The following is a 16020-nucleotide window of genomic DNA, read 5'->3' on the forward strand; positions in this document are numbered from 1 at the left end:
AAAGAAGACTCCTCCACCAACCTGCCAACAAACCACTCCACCTGTTCTGCAGGCACGTCCCCTTCCAGCTTATCCACAACCTGCCCATCCCGGACGATAAACAATGTCGGCTTCCGCACCCAGCTCCATAGCCTTATCCAGCTCGCCTTGGCGATGCACGTTGAGTCTTTCAATTTGCGATGCGGGAAGCTCCCTTACTGCCTGCTCAAATTTGGGAGCAAAACTGGTGCAGAATCCGCAATCTTCGCTGAATACATACACCAGCTTCACTGGCTCGGTCCCGACGGCTGCGGTCATCAGGGCGGCACCAAACATGCAGGCCAAGAGCAGGACACTCCCCCACAACCAAACCCAGCGGGCCTTAGATCTACTCCCTTTACACCCTGCCTTCCTCATACCTTTCATACCTTTCATACCTTCCCTCCCATTCACTTTTTGCAAAACCATGCAATGGATACTGACGGAAAAGTTGGGTATGCAATTATCAAAGAACAGCATTCTCTCGTATTATGCCGTTCCATACAGGGACAAAAAAAGCCGGTCATCCGACCGACTTTATTGCCTATTCAGCGATTTTATTTACATTTATTTCCATTATATTTACAATTATCCCCATTCCATTAACGGCCATTACCATTCTCTTTGCAGTCATTCCCACTCTATTTACAAGTCATTACCGTCTTATTTCCATTTTGTTTCCATTTCCATGTCCCAAACCCAATTCTTTCCCCAACGCAAAAAAGCCTTTCTTTCACATCAAATTTGCAGGATTCACTTTAATCAGTGCCCGCAGTTCTTCAATAAACAGCAGCCCTTTCTGAATCTCCTCTTCGGAGTAGCGCTGCTTGCTTTTAAACGTAAAGATTTTGGCTTTCATTTCTTCATACGAAAGATGACTGAAGTATAAAATCGTGGAGACCAGCTCCAAAAAGCGGGAGTTTTCCTCGTTCATGCGCTGGATGACCTGCTCTCCCTGTCCGAAATCGACTTCATGAAAGCGCAAAAAGTCACGCCCGTTTTCATTCAGCGAATAGCGGTACATATGGATGGCCCCTTTGGTTTCCACCTGCTCATCCAGCAGTCCCAGATTGCACAGCTCATCCACACGCAGCGTCAATTCCTCTGAGTAGGGTCCATACATGTGAAATTCAAATCGCTCGTCGAAATCCACGTCGAGTTGTTTCGCTATGTACACCATTTTCTGCAGTTTCTTGCGGCCGCTTACTTCCCCTGCGATCTCGATTAGACGTATGATTTTGGCGTGACGCCTAAGCATCCTCCATCACTCCCAGACGATCTCGAATCTTGCCGGACAGCTCTTCCGGCAAAGCCAATACTTTATCCATCGGAAAATACAGCTTGTAATCAAAGCGGCGTTTGCCGCTGATCGCCTGCACGATCTCCGATTTCTCCGACAGCTCGGTCAACTCCCCTGACGGCATCAGCAGCATGATCGGAATCCGCTCCTCATCCTCGCCAGCACGGTAAAAATCATACGGAAGATCGGATGTCGTGTCCACTTCCAAATAATAGGCCGGATCAATACCCGCAGACTGGAACAGCTCTTTCAGCTCTGCCAGCAAGCGGAAATCTCTCGGATTATATTCGACGTATTTAAACAGATTCCTGTCAAGAAAACGGGCGCATAAATCTTTCAATATGGCGTCGTTTTCCTGGCGCCAGATCTGCATGTAAAAGAGAATCACTGACTCATCGAGGGCCAAATAATCGGACAGCTCAACGGTTTCCGTTAAAAAGGGCAGAAGCAGGGTCGGCTCCTGACGGAAGGGATACCCCGCATGAAAGAGCTCTTTGGCGCGTTGAAAAATCTTTCGCAACACGACCTCCGCACTTCGCGTAACGGGGTGGAAATACACCTGCCAATACATCTGATAGCGGGACATGATGTAATCTTCTACCGCGTGCATACCGCTGTGCTTGAAGACGATGCCGTCATCGGTCGGCCGCATGACGCGCAGGATTCGTTCAATTTCAAAGTTGCCGTAATTCACGCCCGTATAATACGCATCGCGCAGCAGATAATCCATCCGGTCGGCATCGATTTGGCTGGAAACCAGGCTGACGATCAGCTTGTTGTCGTAGGTTTTGGCGATGACTTCGGCTACCTGATTGGGAAAGTCCTCTCCCATTCTCTTCAGCAGCCGGTTGATCTGGGTATCCCCTTGCAGAATGGCCCGAGTCCAATCCTCGTGATGATAGCGAAACACCTTTTCAAAGGAGTGGGAAAACGGGCCGTGGCCCACATCGTGCAAAAGAGCCGCGCAGAGGCAGAGCAGCTTTTCTTCATAGGAGAGATGAATGCGGCCAGCGAACGTTTCCAAGATCCGGCGCATAATCTCATAAACGCCGAGCGAATGATTAAATCGGCTGTGTTCACCGCCATGAAAGGTAAAAAAACTCGTGCCCAGTTGCCGAATGCGGCGCAGACGCTGAAACTCGGCGGAATTGATCAAATCCCAGATCAGCTTGTCCCGCACATGTATATAGCTGTGCACCGGGTCTTTAAACACTTTTTCCTCGTCTAAAAGCTGGGGCTGTTTCATCCTGGACACTCCCTTCCGGTACCACAAATTTCCTCTCTACCAGAATTATATCATACCAACCACTGCCACAGAGCTTGAGCCATAGCCTGTATACCTCACTTTATAAAATCAAAATCTTGAGGAGTGCAAAACATTCAGACATTGACAAAAGAGAAAGTAATCTGTATATTTAGAACCATCCTTTAACCGACTATATAACGTCACTTGATGAAAGGGTTGATATTCTGCCCATTCAAATTTTTTCATTATTTAACGACAATATAACGACAGAAAAGGTTATCATCATCTGATGGAGGTCTCCGGTAATCATGTCCAACAAAATCAAACAAATCATCACCCACATCGTAGAAGTGCCGCTGATCAATACCTGGCAAATCTCTCTTTACTCGAGCAATACCCGCCAGCACGCAGTCGTAGAAGTGATCCTGGAAAACGGGATTCGCGGTTATGGGGAAGCCGCGCCATCCCCTGCGTTTATGGGAGAGACGGCCGAGACGATCAAATTGGTCAACGACCGCTATCTGGCACCGCAAGTAGTCGGATTGCCTGTCGATGAAATCGCCCTGGCCCATCAAAAAATGAATGACGCGATTTACAGCAACTCTTCTGCCAAGTCTGCAATTGACATCGCCATGCACGACGCATGGGGCAAATCGCTCAATCTGCCGCTCTATAAACTGATCGGTGGAACCGTCAGAGAAAGCGTGCCTCTCACGTATGTAGTCGGGATCAAGGACAATAAAGACGCGTACGAAGAAGCTATGAAGCGGATCAACGAAGGCTTTGGCGTCATCAAGATCAAAGTGGGCCGCGATCCGAAGCGGGATATCGAGCTGGTCAACCTGATCCGAAAAGCCATCTCCGACGCTGGAAAAAATACCAAGCTTCGCCTTGACGCCAATCAGGGCTATGATGTACCTACCGCCATTCGCGTCATTCGCGAGATTGAAGAGTCCGGCGAGGTCGAATGTGTGGAACAGCCGGTGCGCAAATGGAACATTCTCGGAATCAAAGAAATTCGCGACAAGGTAAAAACACCGATTATGATTGACGAAACGGTATTTGCCCCCGAGGATGCAATCACGGCGATCAAGCTGGGCATTGCCGACATCATCAACCTGAAAATCTGCAAGGTCGGCGGCATCTTCCAATCCCGAAAAATCGCTGCCATGGCTGAAGCGGCCGGCATGTCCTGCACGGTCGGAAGCAATCTGGAGCTGGGCGTCGGCATCGCTGCAAGCGCTCATTTCGTCACCAGCCACCCTGTGGTCAAACATCCCAGTGACTTCATCTGCGGCGCTTACCTGCACACCCATGACATCCTGCAGACGCCGATCCAGGACTGGGTAAAAGATGGCCATATCCACTTGCCGGAGAAGCCGGGTCTGGGCGTAGAAATCAATGACGCTCTGTTAGCGGAGAAACAATAGCGAATCGAGGGATCCATCACATGAATATATCAATCGAGCGCTTGCTTGTTGATCTGGAGAAATACGCCGCGTACGGAAAAAGCGCAGAGGGCGGGATTACCCGCCCGAGCTTTTCCGAGCCTGATTTCGAAGTGAGAGAGCTGTATGTGAACGAGTTGAAAGAACTGGGGCTCGATGTGAGCATCGACGGAGCCGCCAATATCTGGGGAAGACTTCCCGGCACGGGGGAAAAGAAAGGCACGATCGTCATCGGCTCTCATCTCGACACCGTGCCGAACGGCGGCAAATACGACGGCGCCCTGGGCGTATTGCTGGCGAAAGAGATCATCCGCACGTTGATCGACAGCGGTGTCCGTTTGCAGCATGATCTTGAAATCGTTTCCTTTACCGCTGAGGAGCCAAATGATTTCAATCTCTCGACGTTTGGCAGCCGCTGTTTGACGGGCAAGCTGACAACAAATCAACTGGAGACGGTGACCGATTCCAAAGGCTACCGGCTGGCGGATGGCTTGATAAGAGCGGGAGGCGGACTTCATAAATTCGCTGCCCTAGAACAAATCCGTTCAGAGAAAAAAGCGTATATCGAGCTGCACATCGAGCAGGGACGGCGGTTGGCAGCCAAGAACATCCCGGTTGCCTCCGTCGATCGCATCGTCGGTATTTACCGCGATAAAATTACCGTGCTGGGCGAAGCCAATCATGCCGGCACCACGATGATGGAACACCGGGTCGACGCGCTCTCGGCAGCCGCAGAGCTGATTCTGATCGCCGAACGCATCGCCCGCCAGGACCCCAAAGATACCGTCTGTACCATCGGCAAGCTGGACGTTTTCCCAAATGCCGCCAATATCATACCGGGAACGGTTGAGTTTATCCTGGAGGTACGCGGTGAATCGCGAGCAGATATCGAGCATCTGGTCAGTCAGATTAAAAAAGAGTGGGAACCGGTCAAACAGTCGCGAGCGATTGAGATCAGGGAGCAAACCATCCTTAACCAATCACCGGTCGAAATGGACGGCGAAATCGTTACTTTAATCGAACAAGCTGCCCAGGACCGACTTGTCCCCTGTCTGCGGCTGGCAAGCATGGCTGGCCACGATGCGAGTCATATGGCTGACATCTCCAAAGCGGCGATGATCTTCGTCAAAAGCCCCAATGGAAAAAGTCACTGCCCGGAAGAATTCAGTACGTCCGAAGATATCGAGATTGCCGGTAATGTCATGCTGGATGCTATCGTAAAAGTGGATCGACAACTTGATTAACACATAATAGGCATAGGAGGATTTCATATGATCGAAGGACCATCTCTCTGGGGCTTACTGCCGCTTTTTGTCTTCATCCTGTTAATTTTCATCAGATGGAATCCCATTGCAGCCATTGGTACTGCCGTCATTGTAGGCGCTGTCATGAGCGGTGCAAGCATTATGGACGTTGCCACTGTCATCGGCAAGAACGGAATGACCGACTTCATCGCCTATATCGGTCTTGTGATTCTGGCCGGGGGCGGCCTTGGTAAAATCGCTGAAAAAACCGGCGTAGCGCGAAACATCGTCAAATTTATTATCAATCGGGTGGGGATCAACTCGCCAAATAAAGCGATCATCTGCACCATGATCGCGTCGTCCGTGCTGGCCGGTTTGCTTGGCACGCTGGCCGGTGCAAACGCTATCATCGCGCCCGTCCTGATTCCGGTTGTCGCTTCTGCCGGTCTTTCCTCCAGTGTCGTGGCGCTCCTTTTCCACGGGGCAGCCAATGCAGGGCTGGTGCTAGGTCCGTTTACTCCCCCTGTCGTTACGTTGATGGAGCTTACCGGACTTACGTATCCTCAGGTCATGCTGTACGCAGGATTGCCCATGGCTATTATCCTGTGGGTCACCACCTTCCTTTACTGCAAAAAAATTCTTAAAAAGACACTGATCGAACATCCGTATACCGAAGAAGACGTCGCTGTTTTTCAGCAGGAGGAATCGACTGATCCCAGACAGAAAAAGATCACCACACAAGCAACCATCGCCTTCTTTGTCACGTTGCTTGGCGCCATTATCTACGGTATCGCCGTTAAAGGCGGGTCCACCTTTACCATCGCTGTCATTCTCATTACGAGCATCGTCACCGGCCTAGCTGGCAGAATGTCGCCCAATCAGATTGCCGATACCTTTGTCGAAGGGGCGAAGCCGCTGCTCTGGATCTTCTTCCAGTTTATCCTGTTTACGCCGTTTATCTATTTCACCGAACAAATGGGCGGATTTGAAGCGCTGAAAAATCTGCTGATGCCGTATATTGAAAGCGGCGGACAAGCCATGATGGTGAATCTGAGCACACTCGTAAACATTGCTGGTATTCCGGGCGCTGCTGTCGCGCACTCGATTCTGATGCATAAAATGTTCCTTCCGACCGTCACCAGCATGAACATTCCGATGGACGTATGGGTGCTTGCCCTTCTGGTCGGATCGCAAATGCCGTTCTACCTCTATCCGACTGGCGATGCACTCGGTGCCATGGGACTGGCTCGCTCGAAGGATTTGAAGAACATCATCATCTACGGTGTCGTCGTCACGGTGATCGTCGTCTTGTATGTATTTGTCCGTACCCTGTTCATGTAACCAAAACCTCTGACAAGCAGGTGAGACTCTATGAATTTTCATGAACTTCAACAACAGATTCAGCATCTTGCGTCAACCTTTCAGGGGAAGTCCAGCATCGCGATTGAAACGGCAGACGGTGCCATTCTGATCAACGAAAACGAGCAGCTCCCTTCTGCCAGTCTGATCAAGGTACCGATCATGATTGAAGCTTATCGACAAGCACAGGAAGATACGTTAGACTTATCACAAAAGTACACCGTTCCCCCGCACTTGCGGGTTGGCGGAACCGGAGTCGTCGCCCATTTGTCGGACGAGGTCAGCTTGTCACTGGAAGATCTGATCTCTTTAATGATCATGATCTCTGACAACTCCGCGACCAATCTGCTGATCGAGAAAGTCGGCATGGATGCGGTCAATCGACTGGCGCATGACCTTGGCTGCCGCCAAACAGCACTGCAGCGCAAAATGCTCGATTTCCAAGCAATCGAAGAAGGCAAGAACAACTTTACCTCTGCTGCTGACATGGTTCGCTTTGTAAAGGAAATCGTCGTGGGCACTACCCTGGGACAGAGCGCGAAACAGGCCACTTACCGGACGCTCCAGCATCAGCAGCATCAAACCACGCTGCCTGCTCTCATCACGGGAGGATTTTCACTGAAACCGGTCATTGCCCATAAAACCGGGGAACTGCCGGGAATGGTTCATGATGCAGGCATTTTTCAAGTAAACGATAAATACGCATATGTAGCTGTCCTGACCACCGATTTGCCGGATAACGCGACCGGACAGCAAATGATCGCCAAAGTAGGCAAAGCCGTATACGATTATCTATCGGTACCATAATCCAAGCGCCCCTGATCGCCAGGGGCCTTTCCCTGTTCTCAAGACCAGAAAAATCCGCGGAGGATACGCATGTTGATTCGAATCGCTCTCATTGGGTCCGAAAAAATGGTAAACAAGGTGCTCAGCTTATCTCTCAAAGAAAACGTGCACATCCACCCCTTCGTTTACGAAAAACCGGAAGAAAGCGCAAATCTGGTCAAGCAAGCCAGCAATTATGACGTCCTCTTTTTTACGGGGCCCGTTCCTTATTTTTTGGCCAGAAAAGAAATCGAAAAGCTGGATTTGCCAGCCGTTTTCATTCCGCTTGATGAGCTGGGGTTTACCCTCTCCCTGTTCCATATCAAGAACGCCTTGTTCGTCCATCCGGACCGCTTGTCGATTGACATTCCGCGAAAAGAGGTCGTTTATCACGTCCTGGATGAGCTTGATCTCGACCGGTCCCATATTTATATCAAGGAGTTTGAAAAGGGAATCAAGCACGATTTGTACACAGACGAAATTTTGCAGTTTCACCGGGAGCAGTGGCAGGCCCAAAAGGTTGACTTCGTGCTGACCAGTGTTCAATCGGTCCACAAAGAGCTGCAAAAGCTGGGGATACCCAGTTTCCGTATCATTATCCCTCAGAAAAACGTACTGGACACGCTGGACAGTGCGATCCAGGCTGCCGAGCTGATGATCAGCAAAGCATCGCAAATCGCTGTATGCATCGTGCGTCTCTCTTCTGCCCAGGAAAAGCAGCCAAGTCTCTCCCCTCACCTCCTGTCAGACATCCGCCCGATCTTGCTGGACTTTGCCAAAAAGATAGATGCTTCCCTCAAAGAGGCTGATGAGCAAACCTGCTATATCTACGGGACCAGAAGGGGAATTCAGCACTTTACCAATCATTACCGGGAACTTCCGGTCCTTGAGCAGTTCAAAGGGCTTCGCGATGTAAAAGCAAGCTTTGGCTTCGGCTTTGGCCGGACCGTCACGGAAGCAGAGGAGCATGCGCAGATTGGCTTGTTTCATGCGGAAAAAGGCAGAGGAGACGAAGCGTATATCGTGACGGAGGACAAAAAGGTGATTGGCCCGCTCAATGAGAAAGTAACCAAGAGCTTTCAACTGCTGAGCCTGGATGAAAAGCTGCTGGCCGTCATCAAACAATCGGGCATCAGCGTTGCGACCATGACGAAGATTATTGATTTTCTTCGCCTGCGGCATAACCCCATCTTCTCCGCCTCTGATCTCGCCGACTACCTGCAAGTCAGCAAACGGACGGCCGAGAGGATTATGAAAAAGCTCGTCGACAATCGGTATGCCGAGATCACCGGAGAAGAACAGCCGTATCAAAAAGGCAGGCCGCGTGCGCTGTACCGGATTTTACTCTGATGACGTGTTCAAACATTGGTTGAGGTCCTTCTCGATTGAGCAGAAAAAAGTGTGCTTTTCAGTAGAATTGTCTACTTGAAAGGCACACTTTTCGTTTTCTTGCAGGGAAGCTCTCTTGCATCGAGTTGTTACACTTCAAGCTTTGCATCAGGCTCTACATCAAGTTCTGCATCAAGCTCTTACACATCCAGCTCTGCTTCCGGCCCGTAAAGGTCGGGACGCTTCGCAGCCAGTTTGGCTTTTCGCTTCAGCTTGCGCTCGGCCAGAACGGTATAGAACGACGGCACGACAATCAGCGTCAGCAGCGTGGAGAAGATCAAGCCGAAAATGATTGTGACAGCCAGCGGTCTGAACAGCACATCGCCGGAAATCGCGAGTGGCGTCAAGCCTGCAACCGCAGTCATCGAGGTCAACAGGATCGGGCGCAGCCTCGCTTCTCCCGCCTGGACCACGGCCTGTTTCAGCTCTACTCCGGCATGACGTGCCTCCTCGATAAATTCGATCAGCACGATCCCGTTACGAACGACGATCCCCGATAGCGATATGACCCCCATCATCGTCATAAAGCCAAGCGGCGTCTGGGTGACAAACAGCCCGATCAAGCTGCCGGCAAAAGCCAGATAGACCGTACTGAGGACTAGAACCGGAATGCTGAGGGAGTAGAACTGCATGGCAATCAAAATCAGAATGAGAAAAACGACAATCACGGACAGTTTTCCCATGTCGATAAAGATATCCGTCTGTTCCGAGGTCTCGCCGCCAACCTCCCAGTGATATCCCTCCGGAAGCTGGGTCGATTGCAGAATCGGTTTGATCTCGTTCATCACTTCTGTCGCCGTTCTGCCTCTGACGTCACTGTAAACCGTAATGGCCCGGGACAGATTTCGGTGTGGGATTTTTTGCGTACTAAATGTAGGCTTCACCTTTGCCAGCTGTGACAGCGGAATCTGTTCACCCAGGGCATTGGCTACCGTCAGCCTTTGGAAAAGCACAGACGGGTCTTCTGTTCCTTTTTCCATGAACAGCTTCATGTCAAGCAGATCTGTGCCTGTGTCAAACTGACTGACCGTAATTCCCTCGCTGGCCAGACGCAAGGTTTGGGACAGGTCATTGTAGTTGACCAGCTTTTCTTTCATGACTTGTTCATTAACCACAAACTCCAGGGTGTAGCGCTCAATCCCAAAATCATCCTGGACGTCATACGTTCCCGGAACCTTCGCAATCCGGTCTTTGAGGTCCCCAGCCAAAGAGCGCAGGGTCGGGATATCCTCGCCATAGAGCCGAATTACCACCGGTTTGCCGACGGGCGGACCTGCTTCCAGCTCTACGGGCAGGATGCTTGCCTCCGGGTAGAGCTGCTTGAACTCCTCCCGCCACGGATCGATCATGTTTTCAATTTTTGTTTGCGTTTTGTCAAAGCGGACGACCAGTTGTCCAATCGTGATTCCGTCGCCCGCGCTGGTGTCCCCACTGAACATCTTGGGCGCGCTGCCTCCCGCATATGCAGCGACATCGACAATCCCCGGCTTCTCTCTGATCCAGTCAGACACACCCCGGACGATCCGGTCTGTCTCCTCGACGCTGCTGCCGACGGGCACGCGTACATTGACCAGAAACTGCGGTCTGTCGTCGTTGGGGAAAAGCTGGACGGGAGTAAACGGGATCAGTCCGTAGGCGCTGGTACCGATCAACACGCCGACCATTCCCGCGAGCAAAGGACGCTTCAAAATGCGCGGCATCAGCTTTCCTGCATACCAGGCATTCAACTGAAAAAGCTGCTTTCCGAGCAGGCCCGGCGGTTTGCGATAGCCTTCCACCCCGCCTCTGCGCCGATGTTCATACCACTGCCGGAAAATCGGAATGATCGTCAAAGACATGATCATCGAGGCCAGCATGGTCAGTGAAATGATAACCGGTACTGGGCGAATAAACTGCCCCACGTTTCCGTTTAAAAACATCAAGGGTCCAAAGGAAGCAATCGTCGCCAGCGTCGCCGTTGTAATCGAGATGGAGACCTCTTTTGCCCCGTTGACGGCCGCTTTCATCGGCTTTTCTCCGAGGACCGACAGTCGCCTTTCGATGTTGTCATTGACGACCACGGCATCATCGACGAGAATCCCCAGTACAATAATCAGGGAGACAATGGAGATCATGTTGAGCGTGATGCCCATGGATGGCAAAAATAGCATCCCCACTGCCAGCGAAATGGGAATCGCCAGCGCGACTACAAAGGAGGTAATCAGGTTCAAGCCCAGCGTACACACGAGCAGCACCGCGCTGACAGCGATGATCATCTCCCGCGACAAATCGCTGAATAGATCATTGACCCGCTCATCCTGGGAGTAGATCGAGTGCTTTTCGGCCCAGGCCGGCAGCGATTTTTCCAGTGTAGTCATCATCTCGTCCACACGTTTCTGCAGGGAGGGTACGTCGCTTCCTGTCTCCGCATTGATACTGATAGACACGGACGGCTTGCCGTTGAAGTAGGAGTAGGAGTGGATTTGTTCGGTCGTCAGCTCAACCTTCCCGATATCCTTCAGATAGATCGGGTAGCCCTCTCTCGTCCGGGAAACGATGACGTTACCCAGTGCTTCCACATCCTGATTCTCCGCAATCTTCAGCTGATAGGTGCGGTTGTCAGAGGTCAGGTCGCCGAGTGGAATCCGCTCATTCTCTTTTTTGACAGCCATCATGACTTGGCCCCAGGTCAAACCGAACTGATTCAGCCGCTGGGTATCCACCTGAATCTGAACTTCCTGCTCAGGCAATCCCTCAATCGTCACATCAGCGACGTTTGGAATCGTCCGCAGCTGATCCTTCCACGACTTCAGCGTGGATCGCAGACTGTACAGCTCCTCCCGGGTATCGGCTGTCACGGCCAGGGTTTGCACAAAGGTGCGGTTCAGGTCATCATTGATGATCGGCTGTTTGGCATCATCCGGCAGATTCGCTTCCGCATCTTTTACTTTTTTCCGCAATTCATCCCATTTTTGTTTGGGATCGACATCGCTTTTGGTTTCCACGATAATGCTGGAGATGCCCAGCCCGGATACGGATGAAATGTATTTCAGCCCTTGCAGCTCGTTGATTTTTTCCTCCAGCTTCTTCGTGACGGTCTGCTCTACCTTCTCCGGCGATGCTCCCGGGTAGATGGTCGTCACCATGGCAATATTTACGATAATGTCCGGTTGTTCCTGCTTGGGAAGTTGGAAAAAACCGAGAAATCCAACGAGCATGACCATTACAAAAAACAGCAGGGTGATTTTTCGTTTTCGGACGATGTATTCAATCACTGTGGTTGTCCTCCTGCCGCCTCAATCGGGTCGCCGTCAAACAATCGGTCGACCCCCTTGACCACGAGCTGGTCCCCTTCTTTGATGCCGCTGGTGATCTCCAGCTTGTTGCTGTTGATCTCTCCAATCGTCACAGGCGTTTTCACTGCTTTTCCGCCATTGTTCAAAAAGACATGTGCCTCACCCTGACCTCGGCTGAGCACCGCTTCCACCGGTATGTACAACCCCGCTTTCCCTGTCACGGTTTTTGTCGCTTTCACCACCTGGCCCGCAAACCAGTCATGCTTTTCATTGGCTACCTGAACCTCGACTCCGATCGTTCCCGTGCTCTGGTTCGTCGCCGGATAGATTTTAACGACCTTGCCCTCCCGCATCTGTCCATACAGATCGAGCGATACCGTCTCTCCTTCTTTCCAGGCAAAAATCTCGCGGTCCGGCACAGGCAGCACGACTTTTAACGTACTGATCTCTCCCACCCGGTAGACCGGACTTCCCACGCCGACAAGCGAGCCCTCCGAAGTCAGCTTGGCGATAATCGTGCCGTCCAGCGGTGAGCGAAGCTGTGTTTTAGCCAGTGTGCTGGCTGCCAGCTCTTTGGAAATGACCGCCTGATTATAGGTGGCCCGGGACAGCTCCTTGTCTTCTTCTCTGGCTCCCTGGGTGACGAGCGACAAGGCTTGCTGTGCATTTTGCAGATCCTTTTGAGTCACATTCAGGTAGTTTTGCGCATTTTCGTATTCACTCTGGGAAATAGCCTTTTCCTGGTAGAGGCGCTCGATTCGTTTGAAGTCGTCCTGGGCTTTTTCATAGGCGATTGTCGCTTTGTCCACCAGCAGGCGAGCTTGTGTCACCTCTTGTTCCCTGGCTCCGTTGTTTACTTTGCTGAGCGTGGCGCCTGTCTGCTGTACGGTGGCGCTGGCTGCCGCTACCTGCAGAGAGTAATCGTTGCTGTCCAGACGGGCCAGGACATCGCCTGCGCGGACCGTGTCCCCTTCGTTTTTCGCCAGCTCCGTTATCCGTCCTCCTACTTCAAAGGAGACAAGCGCTTCTTCTAAAGGCTGCAGCGTCCCGGAAAGCTCCGTTACTTTTACAGCTTGTTCCTCTTTGACGGTGACCAGCTCTACTTTTTTGACTTCCGCCACCGCTTCCGTTGCCGGCTCTTGATTGTTGCAGGCTGTTGTTGCCAGTAGCCCCAAGATGAGAAGAGAGTACAGCCATTTTGTCTTCATGTTCACCCACCGCTCCATTTCTTTTCTATTTATCAGAGCCCTTCTTTTTTTATACGCCCAGCCCTGGACCGTATACTACCGATTGTCAATGCCGCGGAGCAAAATGTCCGTCGTGCCTTCAATCAGTGTGGGGATGTCAATCACACAATCTACCTTTACCCAATGCCTTCCGAGAAACGCATGGAAAAAGGACGAGACAAACATATGGGCCGCTATATTGAAGTCTCCCTTTGGCAGATGTCCTGCCTCGTGCATCTCCTGAAGCTTTTGGCTGAGCATGTCATCTGCGGTTTGCGGCATGCGGCTGAGCAGGTCGAACACCTCGGGATGGTTGTCCGCTTCGATCATGCAGATAATCAACACTTCCTTGCGCTCCACAAGCGCATTGTAGTACGCCTCGGCATAGTTCATCAGCATGGATCTGACATCACTGGTTTCTGCACAAATTGCTCGTTCCAGCGCAGGGCGAATCTCCGTCATCTCCTCCAGCAGTTCGATCAGGATACACTCCTTGTTTTTGAAATGGCGAAAAATCGTCACTTCGTTGACACCCGCCAGCTCTGAGATCTTCCGAGTCGTGGCCCCTCTGTATCCTTTTTGCGCCATAAGCTGACGTGCAGCAGCCAAGATGCGCTCGCGCGTCTCCTGTTCTTCGCCCCTTCCCCCCTGAGGCACTGTATTTTTGGATTGATTCATTTCTTTACCTCCATGCCATGCAAGTACTTGCTGTCATATGGCAAATTCAGCAAGCCCATTATAGCGAAGACTTCCATGCATGTAAATACTTGCATGCGTAAAAAAGCTGCTGATCAAAAGATCAACAGCTTACATAGAGGGATCCCGGTATCCGAATTCCCGTGCGGTCAGCTCCGCCAAATCCGGCGGCATAGCGGCCAGACAGCAAATCTCTTCCGCCGTCAATGGATGGGGAAAGGATAGCTTGCTGGCATGTAGGGCTTGACGCTTCAAAAGTTGTTTTTTGCCTCCGTACATGGCATCCCCCACAAGCGGATGACCGATATGCTGAAAATGGACGCGGATCTGATGGGTGCGTCCCGTTTCCAGCCATACCCGTACCAGTGTGTTCTTCGCAGATGCGGCAATGACCTCATAATGTGTGACGGCTTCCTCGCCGCGCTGCGAGACACGACGCCGAGTGGGATGTCCTGGATCACGGCCGATCGGGGCGATAATGGTTCCCTTTTTATCCTGAATAACTCCGCTGGCCACAGCCAGATACTCGCGATGCAGATTGCCCTCCCGCAGCAGGCGGTCGGCCAGCTGATGCCCGTAGCTGGTTTTCCCGATCAGGACAGCTCCCGAGGTCTCTTTGTCCAATCGATGTACGGGGTGGACACGGTCAGCCTCTCCTTTGTTTCGCAAATAGGCCGCAAGTGCGTGCACGAGTGTCCCTCCCTGATCCTGCTTGACCGGATGAACCATCATGCCTGCCGGTTTGCCCGCGACCAGCAAATGCTCATCCTCGTACAAAATGTCTGCCTGGGGAGCAACTACGCCAGCCTCTCCCGACCATTCCTGGCAATTCTCTTGCAATCCCGTGTCCGGTGACGATGGTTCTGTTGCCGTCCGAATCGAAACAAGGTCCCCCGCCTTTACCAGCCTTTTCAGAAACGGGGCTTTGCGGTTCAAGCGAATCCCTTTGCTTCGGGTCAGCCGTTGCAGCATCCTGCCGGAGACATGAAGCTTTTGCCGAATCACCTGTTCGACAGTAAGCCCTGTGTCCTCTTCTGCCACTTCATATTCCAGCCAGCCTTTTTTACTCACGGCGATCCTCCTGCTTCACGCTCATTTCTCCCTATTGTAGCGAAAAAGGGCAAGCGCACGCCAGCATCCAGTAATTTGTCCGATCAGAAGCGAAGCATAAAGTCATTCAAATTCCGGTCAAAGCCCTCTGTCGCCTGCAGTTGTCCCATCTCCAGCCATTGTGTCACATAACCTTCTTCTGCGTGATACTCCCTGCCAAGCAAATTTCCCCCAAAAAACATATGCAAGTGATTTTTCCATTGGATGCGGATCATGGTAACACCCCCACTTATTAAACATCTTTGTATAATAAGTATACTATAGGAGTGTATTTTTTCAACTATTTTGTTTAAAAATTATATAAAATTCTAAAATCGCTTTCTGCCCGTTTTTTCATGCATTCATCAAACTTGTATTTACATTTGTAAATTTACATTGACTTCCACCTTTTACATCTGTAAAATAACCCTTGTAAGCTTACATTTACATTTGTAAATCTAAACGCGAGGTGATTTTATGGCACATCCCCCCAAAATCTCCGATTCGGAATGGGAGATTTTGAAGATCATTTGGAAGCACCACCCGCTGACCGCAGAGCAGATCGTCCTTCACTTGCCTGCTGAAATTGAGTGGAGTGACCAAACGGTTCGCACCTTTCTCAACCGGCTGTTAAAAAAGAAAGCGATCAGCTTCGAGAAATCGGGCAGAAGCTATCTGTACTACCCGCTCGTCTCTGAGTCGGAATGCGTCAAATCGGAAAGCCAAAGCTTTCTGAAGCGGGTATTTGGCGGTGCGGCCCACCTGATGATGACCAGCTTTATTGAACAAACGGAGCTGTCCGAACAGGAAATCGAGCGGCTGCAAAAGCTGCTGAACGAAAAAAAGGAGCAGTCCAAGCGCTCGTAAACATACAACCAGACTCGCAGCCAGATTGGCCAGATTCG

At 51.3% G+C, this 16020-nt stretch carries 14 protein-coding genes; 6 read left to right on the plus strand and 8 right to left on the minus strand.

Annotated elements, in window-relative coordinates:
- Positions 1–69: 69 nt before the first annotated feature.
- The 3 genes from NDK47_RS25765 to NDK47_RS25775 form a co-directional block, all read right to left on the minus strand.
- Positions 70–324: a thioredoxin domain-containing protein gene (locus NDK47_RS25765; RefSeq protein ID WP_251872554.1), complete on the minus strand. Its 255-nt coding sequence runs from the start codon at positions 322–324 to the stop codon at positions 70–72.
- A 427-nt stretch (positions 325–751) separates the two neighbouring features.
- The gene (locus tag NDK47_RS25770; protein ID WP_251872555.1) at positions 752–1276 is read right to left on the minus strand and encodes a YwgA family protein; all 525 of its coding nucleotides are present in this window, start codon (positions 1274–1276) and stop codon (positions 752–754) included.
- Positions 1269–2564, minus strand: a complete 1296-nt coding sequence (locus NDK47_RS25775; protein WP_251872556.1) for an HD domain-containing protein — start codon at positions 2562–2564, stop codon at positions 1269–1271. The genes NDK47_RS25770 and NDK47_RS25775 overlap by 8 nt, the downstream gene beginning before the upstream one ends.
- Positions 2565–2872: 308 nt before the next feature.
- On the opposite strand from NDK47_RS25775, the gene NDK47_RS25780 reads away from it, so the two are divergent.
- The 5 genes from NDK47_RS25780 to NDK47_RS25800 all read left to right on the plus strand — a co-directional run bounded on the left by NDK47_RS25780 (position 2873) and on the right by NDK47_RS25800 (position 8790).
- Entirely contained in the window at positions 2873–3994 is a 1122-nt protein-coding gene (locus NDK47_RS25780; protein WP_251872557.1) for a mandelate racemase/muconate lactonizing enzyme family protein, read from the plus strand.
- 20 nt (positions 3995–4014) lie between these two features.
- Complete coding sequence (locus NDK47_RS25785) at positions 4015–5256, plus strand: Zn-dependent hydrolase (RefSeq protein ID WP_251872558.1); 1242 nt, start codon at positions 4015–4017, stop codon at positions 5254–5256.
- Positions 5257–5283: 27 nt separating this feature from the next.
- Positions 5284–6597, plus strand: coding sequence for a hypothetical protein (locus NDK47_RS25790; protein WP_251872559.1), 1314 nt, complete (start codon positions 5284–5286; stop codon positions 6595–6597).
- Between the two features lie 30 nt (positions 6598–6627).
- On the plus strand, positions 6628–7422 hold the full coding sequence (locus tag NDK47_RS25795) for a serine hydrolase (RefSeq protein ID WP_251872560.1): 795 nt from the start codon (positions 6628–6630) through the stop codon (positions 7420–7422).
- Positions 7423–7491: 69 nt separating this feature from the next.
- Positions 7492–8790, plus strand: a complete 1299-nt coding sequence (locus NDK47_RS25800; RefSeq protein ID WP_251872561.1) for an HTH domain-containing protein — start codon at positions 7492–7494, stop codon at positions 8788–8790.
- 179 nt (positions 8791–8969) lie between these two features.
- Here the strand turns inward: NDK47_RS25800 and NDK47_RS25805 are convergent, their stop codons facing one another.
- From NDK47_RS25805 to NDK47_RS25825, 5 genes are all read right to left on the minus strand, one after another.
- A complete protein-coding gene (locus NDK47_RS25805) occupies positions 8970–12083 on the minus strand; it encodes an efflux RND transporter permease subunit (protein WP_251872562.1) in 3114 nt (1037 codons plus the stop codon).
- Complete coding sequence (locus NDK47_RS25810) at positions 12080–13312, minus strand: efflux RND transporter periplasmic adaptor subunit (protein WP_251872563.1); 1233 nt, start codon at positions 13310–13312, stop codon at positions 12080–12082. The genes NDK47_RS25805 and NDK47_RS25810 overlap by 4 nt, the downstream gene beginning before the upstream one ends.
- A gap of 75 nt (positions 13313–13387) precedes the next feature.
- Entirely contained in the window at positions 13388–14008 is a 621-nt protein-coding gene (locus tag NDK47_RS25815) for a TetR/AcrR family transcriptional regulator (RefSeq protein WP_251872564.1), read from the minus strand.
- A 129-nt stretch (positions 14009–14137) separates the two neighbouring features.
- Positions 14138–15097, minus strand: a complete 960-nt coding sequence (locus tag NDK47_RS25820) for an RluA family pseudouridine synthase (RefSeq protein ID WP_251872565.1) — start codon at positions 15095–15097, stop codon at positions 14138–14140.
- Between the two features lie 83 nt (positions 15098–15180).
- Positions 15181–15351 carry a hypothetical protein gene (locus NDK47_RS25825; RefSeq protein ID WP_251872566.1) on the minus strand — a complete coding sequence of 57 codons (171 nt, stop codon included), beginning with the start codon at positions 15349–15351 and terminating at the stop codon, positions 15181–15183.
- 241 nt (positions 15352–15592) lie between these two features.
- Here NDK47_RS25825 and NDK47_RS25830 point away from each other — a divergent pair, with 241 nt between their 5' ends.
- Positions 15593–15982 (plus strand): BlaI/MecI/CopY family transcriptional regulator, encoded by a 390-nt coding sequence (locus NDK47_RS25830; RefSeq protein ID WP_251872567.1) that lies wholly within the window; start codon positions 15593–15595, stop codon positions 15980–15982.
- Positions 15983–16020: the final 38 nt, after the last annotated feature.

It is taken from the genome of Brevibacillus ruminantium, assembly GCF_023746555.1.
Taxonomy (GTDB): Bacteria; Bacillota; Bacilli; order Brevibacillales; family Brevibacillaceae; genus Brevibacillus; species Brevibacillus ruminantium.